General features: G+C 68.3%; 21 protein-coding genes. 8 read left to right on the top strand and 13 right to left on the bottom strand.

The genetic code is table 11. The annotated features are described in order from the left end of the window. Positions 1-63: 63 nt before the first annotated feature. Both JL100_RS36110 and JL100_RS36630 read left to right on the top strand, forming a co-directional pair. Positions 64-888: an IS5 family transposase gene (locus tag JL100_RS36110; RefSeq protein ID WP_202685762.1), complete on the top strand. Its 825-nt coding sequence runs from the start codon at positions 64-66 to the stop codon at positions 886-888. Positions 889-913: 25 nt separating this feature from the next. Continuing rightward, positions 914-1,042 carry a PIN domain-containing protein gene (locus JL100_RS36630; RefSeq protein WP_267133635.1) on the top strand — a complete coding sequence of 43 codons (129 nt, stop codon included), beginning with the start codon at positions 914-916 and terminating at the stop codon, positions 1,040-1,042. A gap of 78 nt (positions 1,043-1,120) precedes the next feature. On the opposite strand, the gene JL100_RS36105 is transcribed toward JL100_RS36630, so the two are convergent. The 6 genes from JL100_RS36105 to JL100_RS36080 all read right to left on the bottom strand — a co-directional run bounded on the left by JL100_RS36105 (position 1,121) and on the right by JL100_RS36080 (position 6,840). Next, positions 1,121-1,816: a CBS domain-containing protein gene (locus tag JL100_RS36105; RefSeq protein WP_202685761.1), complete on the bottom strand. Its 696-nt coding sequence runs from the start codon at positions 1,814-1,816 to the stop codon at positions 1,121-1,123. A 59-nt stretch (positions 1,817-1,875) separates the two neighbouring features. Then, positions 1,876-2,577, bottom strand: coding sequence for a GntR family transcriptional regulator (locus JL100_RS36100; RefSeq protein WP_202685760.1), 702 nt, complete (start codon positions 2,575-2,577; stop codon positions 1,876-1,878). A 118-nt stretch (positions 2,578-2,695) separates the two neighbouring features. Then, positions 2,696-3,355 (bottom strand): TerC family protein, encoded by a 660-nt coding sequence (locus tag JL100_RS36095; RefSeq protein ID WP_202685759.1) that lies wholly within the window; start codon positions 3,353-3,355, stop codon positions 2,696-2,698. A 120-nt stretch (positions 3,356-3,475) separates the two neighbouring features. Beyond that, the gene (locus JL100_RS36090) at positions 3,476-4,981 is read right to left on the bottom strand and encodes a tripartite tricarboxylate transporter permease (RefSeq protein WP_407697066.1); all 1,506 of its coding nucleotides are present in this window, start codon (positions 4,979-4,981) and stop codon (positions 3,476-3,478) included. Positions 4,982-5,097: 116 nt separating this feature from the next. After that, positions 5,098-5,628: a tripartite tricarboxylate transporter TctB family protein gene (locus JL100_RS36085; RefSeq protein WP_202685548.1), complete on the bottom strand. Its 531-nt coding sequence runs from the start codon at positions 5,626-5,628 to the stop codon at positions 5,098-5,100. Positions 5,629-5,808: 180 nt separating this feature from the next. Continuing rightward, positions 5,809-6,840 (bottom strand): Bug family tripartite tricarboxylate transporter substrate binding protein, encoded by a 1,032-nt coding sequence (locus JL100_RS36080; protein ID WP_407697065.1) that lies wholly within the window; start codon positions 6,838-6,840, stop codon positions 5,809-5,811. Positions 6,841-7,451: 611 nt separating this feature from the next. On the opposite strand from JL100_RS36080, the gene JL100_RS36075 reads away from it, so the two are divergent. Beyond that, entirely contained in the window at positions 7,452-8,222 is a 771-nt protein-coding gene (locus JL100_RS36075; protein WP_202685551.1) for a PEP-CTERM sorting domain-containing protein, read from the top strand. Between the two features lie 223 nt (positions 8,223-8,445). Here JL100_RS36075 and JL100_RS36070 read toward each other — a convergent pair whose 3' ends face one another. Beyond that, positions 8,446-9,420 carry an NAD(P)H-dependent flavin oxidoreductase gene (locus JL100_RS36070; protein WP_228421793.1) on the bottom strand — a complete coding sequence of 325 codons (975 nt, stop codon included), beginning with the start codon at positions 9,418-9,420 and terminating at the stop codon, positions 8,446-8,448. A gap of 10 nt (positions 9,421-9,430) precedes the next feature. Then, positions 9,431-10,222, bottom strand: coding sequence for an oxepin-CoA hydrolase, alternative type (locus JL100_RS36065; protein WP_202685546.1), 792 nt, complete (start codon positions 10,220-10,222; stop codon positions 9,431-9,433). A 197-nt stretch (positions 10,223-10,419) separates the two neighbouring features. Here JL100_RS36065 and JL100_RS36060 point away from each other — a divergent pair, with 197 nt between their 5' ends. Next, positions 10,420-12,024, top strand: coding sequence for a class I adenylate-forming enzyme family protein (locus tag JL100_RS36060; protein ID WP_228421791.1), 1,605 nt, complete (start codon positions 10,420-10,422; stop codon positions 12,022-12,024). Next, the gene (locus JL100_RS36055) at positions 12,021-12,479 is read left to right on the top strand and encodes a MaoC family dehydratase (RefSeq protein WP_202685544.1); all 459 of its coding nucleotides are present in this window, start codon (positions 12,021-12,023) and stop codon (positions 12,477-12,479) included. Before JL100_RS36060 ends, JL100_RS36055 begins: the two co-directional genes overlap by 4 nt. 49 nt (positions 12,480-12,528) lie before the next feature. Here JL100_RS36055 and JL100_RS36050 read toward each other — a convergent pair whose 3' ends face one another. Genes JL100_RS36050 through JL100_RS36035 form a run of 4 tightly spaced genes read right to left on the bottom strand, consistent with a single transcriptional unit; the run spans position 12,529 to position 19,646 of the window. Then, complete coding sequence (locus JL100_RS36050; protein WP_211113232.1) at positions 12,529-13,812, bottom strand: MFS transporter; 1,284 nt, start codon at positions 13,810-13,812, stop codon at positions 12,529-12,531. A gap of 28 nt (positions 13,813-13,840) precedes the next feature. Further along, positions 13,841-15,298: an efflux transporter outer membrane subunit gene (locus JL100_RS36045; protein WP_202685550.1), complete on the bottom strand. Its 1,458-nt coding sequence runs from the start codon at positions 15,296-15,298 to the stop codon at positions 13,841-13,843. Positions 15,299-15,303: 5 nt separating this feature from the next. Continuing rightward, the gene (locus JL100_RS36040; RefSeq protein ID WP_202685542.1) at positions 15,304-18,447 is read right to left on the bottom strand and encodes a multidrug efflux RND transporter permease subunit; all 3,144 of its coding nucleotides are present in this window, start codon (positions 18,445-18,447) and stop codon (positions 15,304-15,306) included. 20 nt (positions 18,448-18,467) lie between these two features. Continuing rightward, positions 18,468-19,646, bottom strand: coding sequence for an efflux RND transporter periplasmic adaptor subunit (locus JL100_RS36035; protein ID WP_202685541.1), 1,179 nt, complete (start codon positions 19,644-19,646; stop codon positions 18,468-18,470). 125 nt (positions 19,647-19,771) lie between these two features. On the opposite strand from JL100_RS36035, the gene JL100_RS36030 reads away from it, so the two are divergent. Then, positions 19,772-20,506, top strand: coding sequence for a response regulator (locus tag JL100_RS36030; protein ID WP_228421789.1), 735 nt, complete (start codon positions 19,772-19,774; stop codon positions 20,504-20,506). Continuing rightward, on the top strand, positions 20,503-21,558 hold the full coding sequence (locus tag JL100_RS36025) for an ATP-binding protein (protein ID WP_202685540.1): 1,056 nt from the start codon (positions 20,503-20,505) through the stop codon (positions 21,556-21,558). Before JL100_RS36030 ends, JL100_RS36025 begins: the two co-directional genes overlap by 4 nt. A gap of 90 nt (positions 21,559-21,648) precedes the next feature. On the opposite strand, the gene JL100_RS36020 is transcribed toward JL100_RS36025, so the two are convergent. Continuing rightward, positions 21,649-23,013, bottom strand: coding sequence for an IS701 family transposase (locus JL100_RS36020; RefSeq protein ID WP_228420846.1), 1,365 nt, complete (start codon positions 23,011-23,013; stop codon positions 21,649-21,651). Positions 23,014-23,071: 58 nt separating this feature from the next. Here JL100_RS36020 and JL100_RS36015 point away from each other — a divergent pair, with 58 nt between their 5' ends. Next, positions 23,072-23,353 (top strand): hypothetical protein, encoded by a 282-nt coding sequence (locus tag JL100_RS36015; RefSeq protein ID WP_202685820.1) that lies wholly within the window; start codon positions 23,072-23,074, stop codon positions 23,351-23,353. The last annotated feature ends 156 nt before the right edge of the window (positions 23,354-23,509 follow it).

Below are 23,509 nucleotides of genomic sequence, written 5' to 3'. Positions count from 1 at the left end.
GAGTGCTGAGCAGATTTAGCTTAAATAGCACGGGCTTGCGGTCTGCGGTCCGAAGTTGATCAGGTGAAGCTCTGGACTACCTGTCCGAAAAGTCAGGCGCGCTACTCGGATCTCGCGGTCGAGACAGCGCTGATCCTCAGGACGGTTTTCCACCAGCCGCTACGCCAGACCGAAGGGCTGGTCGGCTCCCTGCTCGAGCTGATGGGGCTGGATTTGCCAGTGCCGGACCATTCGACCTTGACCCGACGATCCAGAACTCTGACGATGGCACCTCAAGCTTGGCCGGCGCGCGGACCAGTCCACCTGCTAGTCGACAGCACCGGGGTGAAGCTGAGCGGACCGGGCGAGTGGCTGGTCGAGAAGCATGGCACCCAGCGCCGCCAGGCTTGGCGTAAGCTGCATCTCGCTGTTGATGCCAAGACCGGCACGATCGGCGCCTCGAGCCTGACCAGCAAGGAGGTCGACGATGCCGCCGAACTCGGCCCCTTGCTTGACCAGGTCGACGAGCCGCTCGGCGCCGTCATTGCCGACGGCGCCTACGATCAGGATCGGGTCTACGATGCTGTGGCCGGGCACTCCGCGGAAGCCGCGGTTATCGTCCCGCCGCGCGCCACGGCCGTGCTCAGCGCCTCGGCCGAAACCGACCCGACCCAGCGCGACCACCGCATCCAGGCCATTGCCGAACAGGGCCGGATGGGGTGGCAGCGAACGTCCGGCTACAATGCGAGGGCCGGGGCGGAGGGGACGATGAGCCGATACAAGCGCATCATCGGCGACACCCTGCGCTCGCACACCCGCCCGGTCCAGGAGGTCGAAACCCGGATCGCCGTCACCGTCCTCAACCGATTGCTCGACCTCGGACGCCCGGACTCCGCCCGTGCCGCTTGAAGATCACCGAACCAGGGAGAAATCCGTGCTCGTCAGCCTCCATGCACCAGAGCGCCTCCGCGGTGGATGCGGGATACTCTGGTCGGAAGACATGCAGGACGGCATGGTCATCGACGGACGGCTGCGCATCGCCAATCCCTTCAGCACATCATGACCGTTCCGCCGATGCCGTGGTTCCGCCGCCTTCTCCGAGCGCGGGGCAGCGCTCGGAGAAGGCGCTGCCCGCGCCGGATCACCCGGACTGGTTGGTGAACCAGTTGAGGTTCAGGTGGTCCTCCACCGACTTGACGCCGGTCACGGACTCGGCGGCCACGGTCAGGGCGCGGCGCTGGTCCTCGCTGTCCACCATGCCCCAGAGGTGGACCACCCCCTCGGTCACGACGATATTGACGTGGCGCAGGCGGGCCCAGGATTCGCCGCGCAGCAGGTCCGCCAGCGCCGTGCGGATCTCCGGATCGCTGACGGCGGCGATGCCCGCCGACGATCGCTTGTAGGCGACCAGCCCGTGCAGCAGGTTGGCCCGGCTGACGATGCCGACCGGCACCCCGTCCTCCACCACCGGCACGCGCTTGACGCGGTGGCGTTCCATCAGTTCGGCGATCTCGCCCAGGTCGGTTTCCGGGGCGGCCGTCACCAGTTTCCGGCTCATCACGTCATGGGCGTGGAGGCCGTGGCTCTTGACGAATTCGGCGGCCTGGCCGCTGCGGTCGATCAGGACCTCCAGCCAGCGGGAATGGTGCCGCTCCGTGTTCGTCTCGACGCGGCGCAGCAGGTCGCCCTCGCTCACGATGCCGACGAGCCGCCGGTCGGCGTCGACCACCGGCACGCCGCTGATCCGCCTTTCCAGCAGCAGGGCCGCTATCTCGGCGACCGGCATGTCGGGACCGACCGTGATCACGGGCGAGGTCATGATGTCCTTGGCCTGCATTCCTGGAATTCCTCCTGTTGATGTGCCGCCGTGTCTCCCCGGCCGACCCGTGTCCCGGGTCAGTCGGGAAAATCGCAGTTCTTTTCGATGTATCCGGCGAGGCCCAGATTGTGGTCGCGGATCAGGGCGCCGGCCAGGCCGGCGTCGCGGTTCCCGATCGCCTCGGCCATCCCGTGGCGCAGCACGGCCACCCGGGCCGCCTGGTCCGCGGCGTGGCCGGCCAGCCGGTTGATCCAGCGCATCTGGACGCGAAGGTTCTTCGTCAGCTCGCCGATCATGCCGCAGCCGGACGCGCCGACGAAGGCGTCGTGGATTTCCATGATCCCGTCGGCGGCGCCGGGGGCTTGTCCGGCTTCGCCCGCCGCTTCCGCCCCGTCGAAGGGCTGCCGCAGCCTCGACGCCAGCGCCGCGATCTCGCCGTCCGACGCGCAGGCCGCGAAGAGCCGTGCCGACATGCTTTCCAGCGCCGCCCAGACGATGATCATATCGATGATTTCCGAACGGGTCTTGCGGACCACGACGACGCCCCGGCGCGGCACCGTGCGGACGAAGCCCTCGTGCTCCAGGAGGATCAGCGCCTCGCGCACCGGCGTGCGGCTGATCCCCAGCCGTTCGGAGATTTCGCGCTCGTCGATCCGGATCTCACCGCGATGGCTGTACGGATCCATCGCCTCGATGGAGCTTTTCAGGGACTGATAGGCCCGCATCTTCAGGGTATGGCTGGTATCCAGCGGTTTGAGTTCGACTTTCAAGCTGCCCATCGGCTTCCCAGCCCCTTTCGGCGACAGTTGTTTTTCCGGAGCAAAAGACCTGGTCCGACACTACCGGCGAAGCTTCGTGCCGATCCTCCATTGCGGTTGGATGTGGACTCTCCCGGCGTCAGGTACCGTTGACCACCGGCCAGACCTCCAGGGCGCCGCGATAGATCATTTCCAGCGCGACATAGAGGATGATCGCCAAGCCCAGGTAGGCGATCCAGCGGTGCTTCTGCAGGAGCCGCGCGATCATGGTGGCCGCCAGCCCCATCAGCGCGATCGACAGCGCCAGGCCGAAGATCAGGACGCGGGGATGCTCCCGGGCGGCGCCGGCCACCGCGAGGACGTTGTCGAGCGACATCGACAGGTCGGCGACGACGATCTGGGTCGCCGCCTGGGCGAAGGTCTTGCGCGGGCGGCTTCCGGCGACGGTGCCGTCGTGGTTCAGATCCGCGTCGGCCAGGGCCTCGTTCGCGTCCATCTCGTCGCGCTCGTGGGCTTCGCGCAGCTCGCGCCACATCTTCCAGCTCACCCACAGCAGCAGGATTCCGCCGGCCAGCAGCAATCCCACGATCTGCAGCAGCTGCGTCGTCAGCCCCGCGAAGATGATGCGGAGGACGGTCGCCGCGATGATGCCGATCAGGATCGCCTTGTTCCGCTGGTCGCGGGGCAGGCCGGCGGCGGCGAGGCCGATGACCACGGCATTGTCGCCGGCCAGGACCAGGTCGATCATGAGGACCTGGAAGAAAGCGGACATCACGTCCGCCGTGAAGAGTTCGGCCATGGATTACCTCTGTTTCTGGGCGCGACCACCCCGCCGCGGCAGGGAACGGCCGGGGCCGTTCCCTGCCGCCTCCCTGCTTCGGGTGATCGTGCCGGCTTTCTTCCGGCCCGGGAGGGTCGTTTACTTGACGGAGACCGGCGCCGCCGGGGAGCCGCGGAGCCTGCCGATCGCGAGGGAGATGACCGGCCAGAACAGCATGGCGAGGGCGAGGGTCACGATGGAGCCGACCAGGGGGTTCGACCAGAAGATGGCGAGGTCGCCCTGGGACAGCAGCATGGCCTGGCGGAACGAGCTTTCGGCCATGTCGCCGAGCACCAGGGCCAGGACCAGCGGGGCGAGCGGGTAGGACAGCTTCTTGAAGACGTAGCCCAGCACGCCGAACACCAGCATGACGGCGATGTCCATGAAGGCGTTGTGGACGGTGTAGGCGCCGACCGCGCAGATCACGATGATGATCGGGGCGATGATGCTGAACGGGATGCGCAGGATCGAGGCGAACAGCGGCACCGTGGTCAGCACCACGATCAGGCCGACGACGTTGCCCAGGTACATGCTGGCGATCAGGCCCCAGACGAACTCCTTCTGCTCGACGAACAGCAGCGGGCCGGGCTGCAGGCCCCAGATCAGCAGCCCGCCCAGCAGCACCGCGGCGGTCGGCGAGCCGGGGATGCCGAGCGTCAGCATCGGCAGCAGCGCGCTGGTGCCCGCCGCGTGCGCCGCGGTCTCGGGCGCCACCACGCCCTCGATCTCGCCGGTGCCGAACTTGGCGCCGTTGCGCGAGAAGCGCTTGGCCAGGCCGTAGCTCATGAACGAGGCCGGCGTGGCGCCGCCCGGCGTGATGCCCATCCAGCAGCCCACGATCGAGCCGCGCAGCGCCGTGACCCAGTACTTGGGCAGCTGCTTCCAGGTCTGCAGCACGACCGCCGGGTTGATCCTGGCCGACTTGCCCTTGAAGGCCAGGCCCTCCTCCATGGTCAGCAGGATCTCGCCGATGCCGAACAGGCCGATGACCGCGATCAGGAAGTCGAACCCGCGCAGCAGCTCGACCGTGCCGAAGGTCATGCGCAGCTGGCCGGTGACGGTGTCGAGCCCGACCGCGGCCAGGGCGAAGCCGAGCATCATGGCGGTGAGCACCTTGAACGGCGACTCCTTGCCCATGCCGACGAAGCTGCAGAAGGTCAGGAGCTGGACCGCGAAGAACTCGGCCGGCCCGAAGCGGAGCGCGAAGCCGGCGATCACCGGGGCCAGGAAGGTGATCAGGATGACCGCCAGGAAGGCGCCGAAGAAGGAGGAGGTGAAGGCCGCCGTCAGCGCCTCGCCGGCGCGGCCCTGCTGGGCCATGGGATGGCCGTCGAAGGTGGTGGCGACCGACCAGGGCTCGCCCGGGATGTTGAACAGCACCGAGGTGATGGCGCCGCCGAACAGGGCTCCCCAGTAGATGCACGACAGCATGATGATCGCCGAGGTCGGCGACATGCTGAAGGTCAGCGGCAGCAGGATCGCGACCCCGTTGGCCCCGCCCAGCCCGGGCAGCACGCCGATCAGCACGCCCAGCGTGATGCCGACGAACATGTAGACGATGTTCATGGGGTCGGCGAGAACGCCGAAGCCATGCATCAGATTCATCAAAGCGTCCAAGACTTCCCTCCACGATGACCGTCATTCGCCGCCGGCATGGCTCGCGGACGCGATCCCGCGCCGGCGCGACGGCTCTTCAGCTTTTCGGCTCAGTAGTCAGGGGCTCAGTAGCCAAGGAATGCCTCGACCGGGCCCTTGGGCAGCGGGACGAGGAACCAGATCTCGAACATCACGAAGAGCGCGAGCGGGATCAGGATGGCGATCGGCAGGATCTTCAGGACCGGATAGCGGCCCAGCCAGCTCATGAAGAAGGCGATGAAGATGGCGGCCGCGAGATAGATCCCGAGCACCCAGATCAGGGCGACGAAGACGATGGCCGGAACGAGGACGCTGACCACCAGCTTCAGCTGCCCGCGTTCCACGAAGGTCGCCGCCTTCGGGGTCCGGTTGATCAGGTTGGTCACCAGGATGACCCCGCTCGACACGAACATGATCAGGCCGACGTAGAAAGGAAAATACCCGGCCTCTGGACCGTCGCTGGCCCAGCCGGCGCCGACCCTGGAGCTGTCGTACATGACCACCGCCGCGACGATGGCGAACAGCGCCGCCGTGACGATCTCCATCGTCCGCACCGAGACGACGGACTCCCCGTTCCTGTCCGGGTTCCTGTTCGGGTTCCTGTTTGGCTGGCTCATGGAAACTCTTTCCTTCGGAAACCGCCGGGAAGATGGGCGCACGGTCCCGGCGGGCCGACCGGGGGACGAAGGCGTCACCCGGGCGGCCGGTGTCGTTTCGGGCAGGGGTCGGGTCGGATCGCCGGGACGTCCCGGGAGCGGCGCCGTGGCGCCGCGTTCCCGGGACCGCCGCGGGAGCGGTTACTTCGCGAGGAAGCCGGCCTTTTCCATCAGGGTCTTGTGCAAGGTCTCGGTCTTGCCGAGCCAGGACTTGAACTCGTCGCCGACCATGAAGGTCGTGTTGAAGGCACCCTTCTCCATGAAGTCCTTCCAGTCCGGGGTCTCGCGGACCTTCTCGAAGAGATCGATATAGAACTGGGTCTGGTCGGCGGTCACGCCGGGCGACATGAAGATGCCGCGGAGCATGGTGTATTCGACGTCCAGGCCGCTTTCCTTGCAGGTCGGCACGTCGTTCCAGGACTGGCCGTCGGCGATCGGCTCCTTGATGTCGATGCGCTGGCCGTCGAAGACGCAGAGCGGACGCAACGCGCCGGCGCGCCACTGGGAGACCGCCTCGATCGGGTTGTTCACGCTGGAGGTGATGTGGTTGCCGACCAGCTGGGCCGCGACGTCGCCGCCGCCCTTGTAGGGAATGTAGGTGAAGGTGGCGCCGGTCCCCTGCTCGATCGCGGCGGTGATGATCTGGTCTTCCTGCTTCGATCCCGTGCCGCCCATCTTGAAGCTGTTGGCGCCGCCGCTCTTGGCCGCGTCGGCGAATTCCTTCGCGGTCTTGTGGGGACTTTCGGCGTTGACCCAGAGGATGAAGTTGTCGAGCGCCAGCATGGCGACCGGGGTCATGTCCTTCCAGGAGAAGGGAACGCCGGTGGCCAGCGGGGTGGTGAACAGGTTGGACAGGGTGATGATGATCTTGTGCGGGTTGCGGTTGGACCCGGAAACGTCCAGGAAGCCTTCCGCGCCGGCGCCGCCCGACTTGTTGATCACGACGATCGGCTGCTTCATCAGGTCGTTCTTCTGGATGATGCCCTGGATCATCCGGGCCATCTGGTCGGCGCCGCCGCCGGTGCCGGCCGGGACGATGAACTCGACCGACTTGGTCGGCTCCCACGCAAGCGCTGCGGTGGAGGTCATCGCGCCGAAGATTACGCTCGTCAATGTGGCCGTCGTTATTGCGGCAGCCTTCTGCAGGCAAGAAAACTTCTTGGTCGCAGTCATCTAAGGCTCCTCCCTCTCGTCGGGCCGGTTGTTTCGTTATTTCATGTCGGAAGCGGCCCTGGCGGTGCTGTTTTCGAAATCGCCCGGCTTATCCGCCGGTACGTTGGTATACGGTATGTGGCATTGGGCATATTTGACAACTGAAAAACTTAGTTAACCAAAAAACTTTTAAAATATTGCATCGCACCAGAACTGTGCGTACGCAAAAGATCGATGATTGGGAAAGTGACGAACTCTGCAACGTATGACTGAGAACCGAAAATTATCGAGTAAACACAGGCCCTTGCAAAACGCTGCAACGGCATTCATATGGGCCTAGTCCTGAAACGAATATTGTGAATACTGGTATTTGGTATTCTGTATAAAGAATACCTTGCGCCACCGACCCGTCGGGAAGAAAGCGAACCGGGCGGCACCGGTCCTCCGATGTCAAAGCCGCGGTCATGCGTTCCGGCAGGCCTGTCGGAAAATCTTACAGAACCGGCGGAGATTTTCGCCCGATCCCGGTCAACGTGTTGGAAACTCAGGAAAAACCAGTGTTGGCACGCCGCGTGCTTCCTCCTTGAAGCCGCAAGGGTGCGGTGCGTAAGGAGGACCTGATGAAGAACCACATGAAAAAGAGCCTCGGAGTGGCGGCCGTCGGCGCCGTTCTGGCGTTGGGGCTGGGCCAGGCCCAGGCGGCTCCGACCCCGGTGGCCGGCGTCATCGTCGGCGGCCCGAACGAGACGACCTTCAAGTTCTCGAACCTCACCGAAACCTTCGTGACCGGCGTGGGCGACACGCTGTCCGGCTTCGGTCGCGTTTCGCAGATCAACAATCTGTTCGGTGACGACTTCTGCTCGCCCGGTCCTTGCGAACTGACCTACACGTTCGACAACTACGTCGTGTCGGAGTTCGATACCAGCGACACGCTGAACACGACCGTGTTCACGGGCGGCAACGTCAACTTCTACGTCGACAGCACTCCCGATGCAAACCTGGCGACCACGGAAGGCTTCAGCGACGGCGATCTTTGGTTGACGGCCGTCGGCTTCGAGACGGAAGAGGTCTCCGGCCCGAATGCCGGATCGACGGGCTCCCTGTTCAGCTCGGGCACGGCTTTCGCCGATTCCGACAACATCATCGGCAACGGCAACGGCCTGCTGCGGATCACCGGCGGTTCCGCCGGCGGGTATTTCGGCATCGACAACCTGATCACGCTGAGCAGCAGCTTCCAGAACGCCGATCCGGACCTGAACTTCCTCCTGCCGCTGGCCGGCACGGCGGAACTGCAGGTGGTAGCCCCGGCGCCGACCGAAGTGCCGGAGCCCGCGACCCTGGCCCTGCTGGGCGCCGGCCTGCTGGGTCTCGGCGTCGCGAGCCGGTCCCGCAGGAAGGCCTGAGCGCGCACGCCGCGAGGGTTCCCCTTCGACGGACATACGACACCGGCCCGGAGATCTCTCCGGGCCGGTTTCTTTATGGCATCCCGACCGCGCAACGGGCTCCCGGTTCCGCGGTGTCGGAATTCTTTACAGGCGCGACGGGCGGCATCCGGCCGGGCAATTCGGGCGCCAGCGGTACGGCCACGGTGAGGATCCGTCCTGCGACACCGGCCGCCCAGCGTATTCACATCAGCCCGCGCAGCCGCTCCAGCGCGCGTTCCGCCTCCGCCTCGATCCGGGCGACGATCGCGGCCAGGGGTTCGACGCGGTCGGCGAAGATGACGGACTGACCGAGGGACAGGGCGCCCAGGGACATGTCGCCGGTCTCGTAGGCCTGCCGGCCGAGCTTGCCGGAGACCAGGGGCAGCAGGGCGGCGAGGTCGCCGGGGCGCTCCTTCTCGACCTGCTGGATCCTGTCCGTGGTCTCGTTGCGGAGTGCGCGCAGCGTGTTGCGCAGCGACTGCATCACCAGCGTGGTGTCGGTCTCGCGCGCCTCGACCAGGCGGTCCTTGTAGGCGGCATGCGCGCGCACCTCCTCGGCCACCAGGAAGCGGGTGCCCATCAGCACGCCGTCGGCGCCCAGGGCCAGGGCGGCCACGAGCTGTTCGCCCGTGCCGATGCCGCCGCCGATCACGAGCGGCACGGTGATTTCGCGGGCGGCCAGGACCGACTGCACCATGGTGCCGATCAGCTCCATGCCGGGGTGCCCGCCCGCTTCCGCGCCGATCACCTCGACCATGTCCACGCCGACCGACTGGGCCTTGCGGGCGTGCTTCACCGTCGGGACCTTGTGGACCACCTTGATCCCGGCGGCGCGCAGGCGGGGCAGATAGGGCTCCGGGTTGCGGCCGGAGGTCTCGACGAAGCGGACGCCCTCCTCCGCGATCAGGTCGAACACCGCCTCGGTGCGGTCGCCCTCCACCAGCTTGGGCAGCATGGAGACGTTGACGCCGAACGGCCCGCCCTCGGCCAAGTCGCGGCAGCGGCGGATCTCGTCCCGCAGCGCCGCCGGCTCGGGGAAGCTGGCGGCGGTGATGAAGCCCATGATGCCGGCGCGCGACGCGGCGGCCGCATAGTCCGCGGTCGCCAGCCATTGCAGGCCGCTGGCGACGATGGGAATCCGGGTGCCGAAGAATTCGGTGACGCGGGTGTTCAGCATCGCCCGAACCTCAGGGGTGGAAACGGGCGGGACGCTTTTCGAGGAAGGCGGCGATGCCTTCCCCGGCGTCGGCATGGAACAGGTTGCCGACGAACGCCCGGCGCTCGCGGTCGAGCTGGGAGTCGAGATCGCCGTCCTGGGCCGCGTCGATCAGGCGCTTGATCGACGTGATCGCCCCGGTCGGTCCGTCGGCCAGCTTCTGGGCCCGGGCGACCGCCGACTCCAGCGCCGCGCCGGGGTCGCACAGGGCGTTGACGAGTCCGGCATGGTGCAGGCGTCCGGCCTCGATCGCGCCGCCTTCCAGGGCGATCTCCGCCAGCATCTGGCGCGGCAGCGCCCGGGCCAGGAACGCGGTGGCGCCGCCGTCCGGGCTGAGGCCGACCTTGACATAGGCCAGCACGAAGCGCGCGTCCTTGGCCGCCACGATCATGTCGCAGGCCAGCGCCACCGAGAAGCCGGCGCCGGCGGCCACGCCCTCGACCGCGGCGATCACCGGCTTGGGGCAAGCGCGCAGCAGGCGTATCCAATCGTGCAGCAGGCCGATGCCGGCCTCGGCCTGTTCAGCCCCATGCTCCGGCTGTTCGCCGCGCAGGCCGGCGAGGCGGTTCAGGTTGCCGCCGCTGCAGAAGGCGCCGTCCGCGCCGGTGAGCACCACCGCGCCGATGCCGGGGTCCCAGGCAGCCCGGCGCAGCGCCTCGGCACCCTTGGCATAGACGGCGGGACCCAGAGCGTTGCGCGTCGCCGGGTCGCTGATGGTCAGGACCAGGACCCGCCCCCGCCACTCCTCAAGCATTTCCGTCATCGTTTCCTCCCGGCGCTTTTTTGCGGAATTTCGTTTTGCGTAGACTGCATACGGGATCGTCCGGGCGATGTAAACCGGCCCAGGCCAAGTTATACCGCACAGCGAAATCTTGTTTCACCAGTTTGACACTCCGGAACCGCTCGTGTAACGATCCGGCAAGGCCCCGGGAGGAACAACAGGAACGAAGAACAGGTACCATGGCCATGACCGACGCCCCCTCGACGATCGTCCCCGCCCCCGTTCCGGACGAGGTGTTCGAGCCGATGCCGGCGCTGGTGCGCCGCCATGCCGCCGAACGCCCCGGCCATCCCGCGATCCGCGACGGCGGGCTGACGGTCGCCTGGGGAGAGCTGGGCCGCCGGGTCGATCGCGTCGCGGCGGCGCTGGCCGGCGCCGGGCTCCGCATCGGCGACCGGGTCGCCGGCCTGTCGGAGAATTCGGCCGACCTGGTCGCCCTCTATCTCGGCACGCTGGCCGCCGGCGGCTGCATGGCGCCGCTGCCGACCTCCGCGACGCCGGAGGCGCTCGGCGGGATGCTGGCCGACAGCGGGGCGCGCTTCCTGTTCGCCTCCGCGCGGTACCGGCCGGCGGGGGAGGAGATCGCGGGCGGCGTTCCGGTCCGGATCGGCCTGGATTTCGCGGACGGGGCCTGGACGGGACTGGAGGACTGGCTCGGTGGGACGGCGGCCGAGCCGCCTGCCGTCGGGTTGGGGCCGGACGACGGGTTCGACATCATCTACAGCTCCGGCACGACCAGCGTGCCCAAGGGCATCCTGCACGACCACCGTTTCCGGTCGCGCCAGAACCGCCAGCGGGTGGCGGCCTATGGGCTGGGCGGCGACGCCGTCACGCTGATCGCGACGCCGCTCTATTCCAACACGACGCTGGTGGCGCTGCTGCCGACCCTGGCGGGCGGCGGGACGGTCGTGCTGATGCGGAAGTTCGACGCGCGCGGCTACCTGGAACTCGCCGAGCGCGAGCGCGCCACCCACACCATGCTGGTCCCCGTCCAGTACGAGCGCCTCCTCGCCCTGCCCGACTTCGACAGTTTCGACCTGTCGTCGTTCCGCGCCAAGATGTCCACCAGCGCGCCGCTGCGGGCTTCCGTGCTGCGCGCGATCCTGGAGCGCTGGCCCGGCAGGATGCTGGACGGCTACGGCATGACCGAGGGGGGAGTCGGCACCGTGCTGGACGCGGCGGCGTTTCCCGACAAGCTGGAGTCCGTGGGACGGCCCGCCGGCGGAGCCGACATCCGCATCATCGACGAGCAGGGGCGCGAACTGCCGCGCGGCGAGACCGGGGAGATCGTCGGCCGGTCCTCCACCATGATGAGCGGCTACCACGGCGCGCCCGCCGCGACCCGCGAGGCCGTCTGGTACAGTCCGGAGGGCGAGGCCTTCATCCGCTCCGGCGACCTCGGACGGTTCGACGGCGACGGTTTCCTCTATCTGCTGGACCGGCGCAAGGACATGATCCTGTCCGGCGGCTTCAACATCTACGCCAGCGACCTGGAACAGGTGCTGCTGTCCCATGACGCGGTGGCGGAGGCGGCGGTCGTCGCCGTGCCGAGCCCGGAGTGGGGCGAGACGCCGCTGGGCTTCGTGGTGCCGAAGCCTGGCCGGACCGTCGATGCGGCGGACCTGCTGGCCTGGGCCAACGGACGGCTGGGCCGGACGCACCGGCTGTCCGGGCTGGAGCTGCGGGAGTCGCTGCCGCGCAGCGAGATCGGCAAGGTGCTGAAGCGGGAGCTTCGGGCGCCCTATCGGGAAGGGGAACGGCGGGAGGAGGAACGGAAGGCATGAACCGCATCGACGGGATACCGGCGCTCCTCGGGCGGGTCGGCACGGAGCTGGGGGCCAGCGGATGGATCGAGATCGGGCAGGAGCGCATCGGGACCTTCGCCGACGCGACCGGCGATCACCAGTGGATCCACGTGGACCCCGGCCGGGCCGCGCGCGAGTCACCGTTCGGGACGACCATCGCCCACGGCTACCTGACGCTGTCCCTGCTGCCGATGCTGAGCGAGCAGGCCTTCGCCGTGGACGGGATCGGCGCCCGGCTGAACTACGGGCTGAACCGCGTCCGTTTCCCGGCCCCGGTCCCGGCCGGCGGCCGCATCCGCGCCGTCTTCAGGCTGAAGTCGGTGGAGACGCAGGGCGAGGGCCGCTTCCTGGCCGCGACCGAGGCGACCGTGGAGCTGGAAGGCGGCGGCCGCCCGGTCTGCGTCGCCGAGATGCTGGTGCTGTATCTGGTCTGAGCGGGTTCTCAACCTGGCTTGGCGATCATTTTGTCGGTGAGTCGGCATGTCACCTCCGGTCCGTTTCCAGACGGCGCCGGTCCAGGGCCATCACTGGCCTTGATAGAAACCCGGACAAACTGACGGTCATGCCAAACAGTCCGGCAACGATGAACATTCCGCGCACCCCGAACACCTCGCCGAGCGGCGTCAGAAGCCCCAACCCCACAGGCGCCGCCAGTCCCATGACCGTGTTCATCAGGGATAGCACACGCCCGAGCAGATGGTTCGGCACGATGGTCTGAAGCACTGCGGTCAGCGGAGCGTCGGCGAGCACGAAGGTGAGGCCGCTGATGACCCACCACGCCACGGCCACACCGAAAAGACCGCGCGGAGCCAGAGCCGTGAGAGCCATCGCGCCACAGGAGATGGCAAAGCCGAACAGAATCCACGGCATCGGTCTGCGCGGCGCCAGTGCGGCCACCAGCAGGCCGCCCACCCCCATGCCGATGCCCGACAGGCTTTCCAACAAGGCCAGTTGGGCGGCGCCTCCGCCGAAATGCTCCTTCACCAGCAGCGGCACCAGCGTAAAGACCGGCATGAAAGCCAACACGACCCCGCCGAGCAGGAGAAAGAGCTGCCGCAGGCCGGGTGTCCTCCAGACCACCTCGACGCCCTCGCGGAACTCCCGCCAGAGGCCGGCCCTTTCGCCGTCCTGTGCGAAGGCTTGCGGGATGCGGAAGTGCAGCAACGGTGCGATGCCGAGAATGGCCGTGGCGACATCGATCGCCAGAGCCCAACCGATCGGCATCACGGCGATGGCGAGCGCTCCCAGCGGAGCGGCGGCAACCAGGGTCAGACTGTGCACGGACTGTTCCAGGCCGACCGCACGAACCAGGAAGCCGCCCGGCACCAGCATGGGCGTGCTGGCCGCCATGGCCGGCTCCTGAAAGCCCTGCATCGCGCTGCGGATCGCCATCATCGCCAAGGCATGCCACAGCTCCACCCGATCGGTCAGGAACAGCGCGATCAGCACCAGCATGCACAAGGCGGACACGCCGTCGGCCGCGATCATCAGCAGGCGGCGGCTGTAGCGATCGGCAAAAATCCCGGCAAGTGGGCTGAGAACCGCCTGGGGCAACAGCGCGGCCATGCCGGCCGCGGTCAATGCCGTGATGCTGCCGGTGGTGTCGGTGATCCACCAGATCAGCACGAACTGGGTCGATGCCGACCCGATCAGGGAAAGCGCCTGCCCTCCGAGAATGGTGTAGAACCGCACACGCCAGCCTCCATCGCCCCCCGTCCATCCCGCGGTTGGCTGAGGCGCCGGAGGTCGAGCGCTTTCCGTTTCCATCGTTTCATGCCCGGTCATGGATCGCTTCTCAACCGCCGTTCGATGGTGACACGGTGCCGGGGGACGGCGCGGCAAGGGACGGGGTGGCCGGCTCGTCGTCCATTGCGCCTCCCAGCGCCTTGTGAAGCGCGACCGCGTTGCTCAGCGCGTCGCGGCGCAGGTCAAGCAGGGCCTGCCGCGCCGCATAAAGCTGCCGTTGGGAATCCAGCAGTTCCAGCCGCCCTTCGACGCCCGCGCGGTAACGCTGGCCGGACAGCGTGGTCCGGCGCTCCGCGAAGGTGACCACGCGCGTCTGCGCTTCGATCTGGCGACCGAAGGTCGCCTGTCCCGCCAGACCGTCGGCGACCTCGCGAAACGCGATCTGGATGGCGCGCTCGTACTCGGCGACGGCCGCGGATTTGCGGAGTTCGGCCAGGCGCAGCTCCGCTTCCAGCCGTCCGCCCTGGAACAGCGGCAGGGTGATCTGCGGCGCGAAGGTCCAGATGCCATGGTCGGCGCCGAACAGCCCGGCCATGGCCGGGCTGACATAGCCCAGCGAGGTGGTCAGCGACAGGCGCGGGAAGAAAGCCGCCCGCGCCGCGCCGATATCGGCGTTGGCCGCGATCAAGGCCTGTTCCGCCTGGAGGATGTCGGGCCGGCGAAGCAGCAGTTCCGACGACAGGCCCGCCGGCGAACGCAGCGTGACGGCCTGATCTTCAAGCGGCAGGGCGTCCGGCAGGTCGGCAGGCGGTTCGGCGCCGACCAGGAGCCGCAGCGCGTTGCGAGCCTGCGCCACGGCGCGTGTCCGCGCCTCCAGGTCGACCTTGGCCGTGGCCAGCTGCCCTTCGGCCTGGACCACGTCCAGCCCGCTGGTCTGGCCGCGCTCCCTCGATTGCCGCGCCAGGTCGAGCGACTGCTGCCAGTCGGCCACGGTGTGTTCGGCCAGCCGCCGTTGCTCCTGGGCCAGCCGCTCGGCGAAATGGGCGTCGGCGACCGCCCCGATCAGCGCGATCCGAGCGGACCGGCGCCCCTGGTCGCTGGCGAGGTAGCGTGCCAGGGCGGCGTCGGAGAGCGACCGCAGGCGGCCGAACAGGTCGATCTCGAAGGCGCTCAGTCCGACGGTGAGCCCGTATTGGTTCCGGATGGTCGCCGGCACGGCCGGGCTGGTTTCGGCATCGGCGGCCGTCCGCTGGCGGGTGGCACTGCCGGCCGCGTCGATGGCGGGCAGCCGTGCCGCGCGTTGAATCCCGTACTGGGCCTGGACCGTCTCGGCGTTCAGGGTCGCCAGCCGCAGGTCGCGGTTGTTGGCCAGCGCCAGTTCGATCAGCCGCCGCAGGCGGCGGTCTCCGAACGGCGTGCGCCATTCGGGCTCGACCGCAGACTCCCGCATCCCGGCCCCGGCGACGACCGGCAAGACCGCCGGCACCGGCAGGGCCGGCCTGTCGAGCGCCGGGGTCAGGGAACAGGCCGACAGCGTGAGGAGGACGGGGATGGTGAGCGGGCGCATCGGTGTCATTCCCCTTCCGCCCGGCGAGGTGCGGGGGCGGTTCGGCGGTTCATCCGCCAGGTTTCGAGGCGTTCCCTCCAGCCCATGACAAGCACGAAGAAGACGGGAACGAAGAAGACCGCCAGCACGGTCGCGCTGACCATGCCGCCGAACACGCCGGTACCGATGGCGTGCTGGGTCTCGGCACTGGCGCCCCTGGCGATCATCAGCGGCACGACGCCGAGACCGAAGGCCAGCGAGGTCATCAGGATCGGGCGCAGGCGCAGGCGGGCGGCGGCCACGGCGGCCTCCACCAGCCCCATGCCCTCCTCGTGCAGCTGCTTGGCGAACTCGACGATCAGGATGGCGTTCTTGGCCGACAGGCCGATCACGGTGATCATGCCGACCTTGAAGTACACGTCGTCGGGCAGGCCGCGCAGCGTCACCGCGAGCACGGCGCCGAGAAGGCCGAGCGGCACCACCAGCATGACCGACAGCGGAATGGCCCAGCTCTCGTACAGCGCGGCGAGCACGAGGAACACCACCAGCATCGACAGCGCCATCAGCATCGGGGCCTGGGCGGCGGACTGCCGCTCCTGCAGCGACTGTCCGGTCCAGGCGATGGCGAAACCGGACGGCAACTGCGCGGCCAGCCGCTCCATCTCGGCCATGGCGCTGCCGCTGGAGACGCCGGGCGCGGCACTGCCGGAGATGCTCGCGGCCGGGAACCCCTGGTAACGGACGAGTTGCGATGGCGTCTCGCTCCACGCCGGCCGGACGACCTCCGACAGCGGCACCATTCCGCCGGCCGCGTTGCGGACATGGAGCCTGAGCACGTCGTCGATCTGCATGCGCGCCGATGCCTCGGCCTGGACGATGACCTGCTGCATGCGCCCGGCATTGGGAAAGTCGTTGACGTAGCTCGAACCCGTCGCCGCGGACAGCGTGTCGCCGATGCTGGTGAACGCCACGCCCAGCGCTTCGGCCTTCTCGCGGTCGATGTCCAGGCGGACGCTGGCGCCGGCGGGCAGACCGTCGGAATAGACGCCGGTCACGGCCTCGCTTTGCGCCGCCAGTTCCAGCAGGCGCGCCTCTGCGGCCTTGAGCGCGGCATAACCCTGGTTGGCGCGGTCCTGAAGGCGCAGGGTGAAGCCGGAACTGGTGCCCAGCTCCTCGATGGCGGGCGGCAGCAGGTTCATCACCGTGCCTTCCGTCGTGCCGGCCATGGCCTGCTGCGCGAGGTCCGCCTCGCTCCGGGGTGTGGCGCCGTCGCGCTCGCCCCAGTCCTTGAGCATGGTGAAGCCCATTGCGGCGTTCGTGCCGGAGCCCGAGAAGCCGAATCCGACGATGGACAGGTTGGATTGGATTGCCGGGCGCGAGGCGACATGCTCCTCGAACGTCTTGACGATCCTCAGCGTGCGTTCGGTCGTGGCGTCGGCGGGAAGCTGGATGGAGGTCATGAAGTAGCCCTGATCCTCCTCGGGCAGGAAGGACGAGGGCAGTTGCCGGAAAGCCAGCACCAGGACCGCGACGAGTGCCGCGAACACCAGCATCACGCGCCCGGTGCGCGCCACCAGCCCGGCGACACGCCGCTCGTAACGCTGCGTCAGGCGGTCGAAGCCCCGATTGAACCAGCCGAAGAAGCCGCGCTTTTCAGGATGCGCGGGGTCGACCGGCATGAGGAGCGTCGCGCAGAGCGCCGGCGTCAGGGTGAGGGCGAGGAAGGCGGAGAACAGGACCGCCACCGCCATCGACAGCGTGAACTGCCGGTAGATCACGCCGACGGAACCGCTCGCCAACGCCATGGGAATGAACACGGCGGTCAGGACCAGCGTGATGCCGATCACGGCACCGGTGATCTCCTTCATCGCCTTGACCGTCGCGTCCCCGGGCGCCAGCCCCTCGCGGGTCATGATGCGCTCGACATTCTCGACCACGACGATGGCGTCGTCGACGATGATGCCGATGGCCAGCACCATGCCGAACATGGTCAGGACGTTGATCGAAAAGCCCGCGGCCAGCATCACGGCGAAGGTGCCGAGCAGCGCGACCGGCGCGACGATGGCGGGGATCAGCGTATAGCGCAGGTTCTGGAGGAACAGGTACATCACCAGGAAGACCAGCAGCATCGCCTCGGCCAGCGTATGGATGACCTTCTCGATCGACACCTTCACGAAGGGAGCGGTGTTGAAGGGAATCGAATGGCTCATGCCGGCGGACAGGGTCCGGCTCAGCTCCTCCATGCGGGCCTGCACACCATCGGCGGTTCTGACCGCGTTGCCGCCGGGCGTGAGCTGCACGGCCGCGGCGGTCGTGGCCTTGCCGTTTTCCCGGTTGATGAAGCTGTAGGACTGCGCGCCGAGTTCGACGCGCGCGACATCGCCGAGCGTCACTTTCGAGCCGTCGGAAGCCGCGCGGAGCACGATGCCGGCGAACTCCTCCGGTGTGGTCAGCTGTCCCTGGACGGTGAGCGGCACCGTCACGGCCTGCCCCGGCAGCGCCGGCGATGCGCCGACGCTGCCGGGAGCGATCTGGACATTCTGCTGGCCGATGGCCGCCGTCAGGTCGCCCATCGACAGCCCATGGGCCATCAGCCTGGCCGGATCGACCCAGACGCGCATCGCCTGCTCGGAACCGAACAGCTGCACCCGGCCGACGCCGTCGATGCGCCGCAACTCCTCGACGACGTTGCGCGCCATGTAGTCGCCGAGAGCGGTTTCGTCGAACCGGCCGTCATCGGACTTCAGCCCGACGATCATCAGGAAGCCCGACGACGAAGATTCCACGCTCAGCCCGTTCTGGCGCACCGTCTGCGGCAGCCGCGGCTCGATGGACTTCAGCTTGTTCTGCACATCGACCTGGGCTATGTCCGGATCGGTGCCGGGCTTGAAGGTGGCGGTGACGGTCGCCGATCCGGAGGCGTCGGAGACCGATTCGAAATAGAGCAGGTTCTTGACGCTCGACAGTTCGCGTTCGATCAGGCCGATCACCCCGTCGTTCATCGTCTGCGGCGTGGCCCCGGGGTAGGTTGCCGAAATGCTGACGGTCGGCGGCGCCACCGAGGGGTAGCGTGCGATCGGCAGCCGTGGAATGGCGATCACGCCGAACAGGATGATGAACAGGGCGATGACCCAGGCGAACACCGGGCGCCGGATGAAGAAGCAAGGCATGGCGGAATCGTCCTGTTCGCTCAGCGCATGACGGTGGCGGTGGTGGCGGCGGTGGCGGTGGCGGTGGGCTTGGAAACCGGCCAGTCACGCGCGGTCACCGGGATGCCCTCGGACAGGCGTTCCATGCCCTCGACCACGATCTTCTGCCCGGCTTCGAGGCCGGCGCTGACGCGATAGCGGCGGTCCGCCAGTTCGCCGAGTTCCACCGGCTTAAGGGAAGCCCGATCGTTCCCGTCGAGCGTCCACACCTGCGGCTGGCCGCCGACGCGCACCACCGCCTGCTGAGGCAGGGTCAGGGCATCGGCGTAGCTCGCGCGCGGCACCCGCGCGCGAACGAACATGCCCGGGAGCAGGTCGCGCCGCGGGTTGTCGACAAGGATGCGCAGCAGCACGTCGCCCGTGCCGGGATCGACGGAGATGCCCGAGAACAGCACCTGCCCGGTCGCCTCGTACGGCTCGCCGTCGTCGCGCAGAATGGCGACCGGCAGGCCGTCCCCGGACTCCGCCTTCCGCAGGGCCATGGCCTTGCGCAGGGGAGCGAGCGAGGATGCCGGCTGGCGCACGTCCACATAAACCCGGTCGATCTGCTGGATGCGCGCCATCGAACCTCCGTCGCTGCCGCCGACCAGCGTCCCCTCGGTCACCAGCGCCTGGTCGATGCGTCCCGAAATCGGCGCCTCCACCGTGGCGAACTTCAGGTCGAGTTCGCGGCGGGCCAGGGTCGCGCGGGCCTGCGCCACGTCGGCCACGGCCTGATCGCGCTGGAACACCGCATCGTCGTAGACCTGGCGGCTGACGGCATCGGCCCTGACCAGCGGCTGCAGCCTCGCCACCTGCACCCTGGCATGCTCCAGCCCCGCCGTTGCCCGCCGCAGCGCGGCGGCGGCCATGTCCACCTCGGACCTGAACGGCGCCGGGTCGATGTGGAACAGGGGCTGGCCGACAGCCACCTCGCTGCCCTGCTCGAAGCTTCGGCGCAGCACGATGCCGCTGACCTGCGGCCGTATCTCGGCAACCCGCAACGCGGCGACGCGGCCCGGCAGATCGTCGGTCAGTTCCAGCGGGGATGGCGCGACGGTGAGAACGGACACCTGCGGGGCTGGGGGGACCGCGACCGGTCCGGATTGCTCACACCCCGTCAGCATCACCGCCACCAGGGCACAGGCGCCGCCATGACGGCGCAATTGGTCGATCCTCATCCGCTTTCCTTCAGGCGCAGGCCGGTATCGGCAAGAACGCCGGCAATCTGACGGCACCCGATTGCGTTTCGTTCGAGCTAGTATGGAGCTTCGATGGAGAGTGAAAAAAACTGCGAGCAGCCGCGATGCCGATGATGCCTTTGCCCGATCCCGCCCCGGCCTCCCAGGCCCTGATCCTCATCGCCGAGGACGAACTGGAGATCGCCGACATCCTTGCCGCCTATCTGGCCCGCAGCGGCTTGCGAACCGCTTACGCCGCCGACGGTCGCCGGGCCTTGGAGCTTCACCGGTCCCTCAAGCCCGACCTCGTGCTGCTGGACGTGCAGATGCCGCACGTCGATGGCTGGCAGGTCCTCTCCGAGATCCGGCACCGGGGCACGACCCCCGTCATCATGCTGACGGCGTTGGACCAGGACATCGACAAGCTGATGGGGCTGCGCATCGGCGCCGACGACTATGTGGTCAAGCCGTTCAATCCGGCGGAGGTGGTCGCGCGCACCCAGGCGGTGCTGCGCCGGTCGATGCCGGGCGCCGGCCGCCAGGACCAGCGTGTCTTGCGCGCCGCTCCGTTCCAGATCGACCTGGACACCCATGAAGCCACGGTGGAGATCGACAATCGCCGCTGGTCCCTGAGCCTGACCCTGACCGAATTCAATCTGCTGGCGCAGCTGGTGCGCGCTCCCAAGCGCGTGTTCAGCCGCGCCGAGCTGCTGAACACCTGCCTGCCGGAAGGCGACGCCCTGGAGCGGACGGTGGACAGCCACATCAGCAAGCTGCGCAGGAAGCTGGAGGACGCCGGCATCGCCGGCGTTCCCGTCGGAATTCGCGGTGTCGGCTACAAGCTGTGGAGCGGCGAATGAAGCTGGTCGGTCTCAGCCGGCAGATCGTTCTGTCCATGGCGGCGATTGCGCTTGGAGTCACGCTGCTGGTGGTGCTGACATCCTATGCGTTCTATTATGTGGCATTCACATATTGGCCCGAGCAATTCGATCCGGCGGCTTCGATGCCGAACGGTGCGGAGTGGGTTTGGCTGATTGCGACCACCCTGGCCGGGCTGGTGATCGCGATCGGGGTTGCCGTCAATCTGGCGCGCCGCATCCTCGTTCCGCTCAACTCGGTGGCGGACGGCATCCGCCGCGTCGCCAAAGGGGATCTGGGCGCCCGCGCCATCGCGGGCGACCGCTCGCTGGGCGAAGCGGCCCTGCTCGCCGACGATTTCAACGCGTTGGCCGACGAGCTGCAACGCGTGACCGAAGAGCAGCGGTTCTGGAACGCGGCGATCGCCCATGAACTCCGCACGCCGGTGACCATTCTGCGGGGCCGTTTGCAGGGCTTGGCCGAAGGTGTCTTCCCGCCGGACGAGGCCCAGTTCAGAAGCCTGCTGACCCAGGTCGAGGGACTGGCCAGGCTGATCGAGGATTTGCGGGTGGTCAGCCTGGCCGAAAGCCGACATCTGGATCTCCAGATCCAGGAGACCGACCTTTCCGCCGAGATCGCGGCGGTCGTGGACGTCTTCAGAAGCTCCCTCCAGTCGGCCGGGCAGCAGCCTGTCCTGGATTTGGACGAACGCCACGTCCGCTGCGATGCGGTCCGGATCCGGCAGGCGCTGCTGGCCCTGCTGGAAAACGCCCGCCAGCACGCCGCACCGGGATCGATCAACATCCGCACGCGCCTGGACAATGGCTGGTGCCACCTGATCGTCGAGGATGAGGGACCCGGAATTCCGGACGCTTTCGCGCCACACCTGTTCAAGGCGTTCCGGCGTGCCGCCTCGACCCGCTCGACTGGACGCAAGGGAAGCGGGCTGGGACTGGCTGTCGTTTCTGCTATTGCCCAGGCGCATGGAGGGCAAGTTGGCTACGCGCCTTCACCCAAGGGAGGCGCGCAATTCAAGTTGTCCTGGCCGAGTTAGCCCATGATGGAGAGATAAATCATGTATGTGGACCTCGACTTTGGCCATCCTAAATGGGACTACGAGCGGCTTCGGATTGGTTTTGATAGGTCAGGGGGCATAAGCGGCGGCCTGGACGAGCCTGACGTAGACGGTGCGAGGAATTTGGACGGTTTCGCCGGGATCCAGGGCTGTGACGAAATTCAGGTCGGTCCACAGGGCGATGCGTACGGCAGCCAGGGCGTCGGCGAAGGTCGGGGCGGTCTTGGGGTACCAGGCCGCCCGGCGCGGGGTCAGGTCGAGTTGGCCGGCGAAGGCCTGGACATGGAGCGCGACCAGCGAGTACAGGCCGAACAGCACCGGGGTGGTGCGGAACACCGCCTTGTCGGCGTGCTGGCGCTGGGTCTCGACGCCGAGGTGGGCGCGCGCCTCTTCATAGGTGAGTTCCATCAGCCAGCGCCTGGAGAACCAGCCGAGGATGACCAGCGGGTCGGCCGTCAAGTCGGTGCACGCCAACGCGTCGGGGTCGCGCTTGGACCCGGGATAGCGCACCAGGATCCAGCGGACCGCGACCGGCGGCTCCCCCGGGTGGTGCCACAGCGCGGTGCCGGAGATGAACTCCGCCTCCCGCGCGTGGCGACGCCCGGTGCGGACCAGCAGGGCGAAGCGCTGCCAGGGCTCGCCCGCGTCGTGCCGCCGCTTGGCCAGCTTGGTTTGGGCCTTGCCCTTGGTGGCGGGCCGACCGCCCCGGCCGGGCGGGCGCGGGGCCGGGAAGTCGAACAGCCGGGCGTCCAGGCGGAGCCGGGTCACCACGGTCATTGCGCGGCCCAACTCGCGCAGCAGGCCGACCGAGGCGAACTCGCCGTCCATCACCGCGACCATGGCGCGCCCCGGCAGCCAGCGCCGCACCAGGCGCAGCAGGCTGAGCGCCCACGCCGTGACCGGCCGGTATCGCCGGCCCTCGGCCTGGCAGAAGGCTTGGCTCGGCGCCAGCGCGCTGAGCATCGGCAGCGCCCAGACCTTGCGGGCGAACGGCACCTCGGCCAGCAGCATGGCCGAGACCCAGCGCAGGCCGCGGCTGGTGACCTTGCGCCCGCGCGAGGAGCGCACCGGGTCGTAGTAGTGTGCCGCCGGCCGGACCCGGGGACCGCGCCGGCGCTCCAGGGTGTGGTCGAGCCCGACCACCACCGGGCCGAGCGGGGCGAACACGCGCACCAGCGCCCGGGTGAGCCGCCGGGCCAGCGCCAGCCCGGACCACACGTCGCGGCTGAGCACCCGGTGGAAGGTGGCGAAATCGGCCCGTCCGGCCAGGCCGAGCGCGCGTAGCGCGCCGGCCACGGTGCGCGGGCCAAGCGCCAGCAGGGCGCCGACCGCCAGCGCGGCGGCCTGGGGCCGGCAGGTCGGCGAGAACACAGCGAGCGCCGGGGCGAGCCAGCGGCAGAACGCCTCGGGCAGCGGCGGGTCAGGGCGGTCCATGGTCCCCTCCGGGCGGTTGGAGTGTTGGACCCAACAGTCCCGCCCCGCGGAGATCGCCATGGCCGCCAAGACCGACCCCGTGCTCCAGCGCATCCACGCCCACCCCTGGCCGCAAGGTGGCGTCCGCGCCCGGCGCGCCGGTCACGGCTACTCGCTGGTCAGCACCCGCACCGGCGCGCCGGTCGCCCGCCTGTGCCCGACCGGCGAGGACGACGAGGTCGAGGTCCTCTGGTGGCGACGCGACGCCTGGGGACCCGCCGGTCCCTTCGGCGCCATCATGCCCCTTGATGACGCCCTCGACTTCATCGCCGAGGAACCCTTCTTCTGGATCAGGGCCTGATCAAAGTCCCATTTAGGATGGCCAAAGTCGAGTGGACACGAGGCGATGCTGCCACGCCGGTCGGGCGGCCTGACCGTCATGCTCTTGGCTCGTTCCGCCTTGGCGTTGTTTGGCCAATAGCTATCGCGCTGCCCTCAGGAACGACGGGCAGGAATT

This window comes from Skermanella mucosa (assembly GCF_016765655.2).
GTDB classification, from domain to species: Bacteria; Pseudomonadota; Alphaproteobacteria; order Azospirillales; family Azospirillaceae; genus Skermanella; species Skermanella mucosa.
The sequence above is the reverse complement of the archived record's forward strand: the minus strand, read 5'-3'. Positions and strand labels throughout refer to the sequence as shown.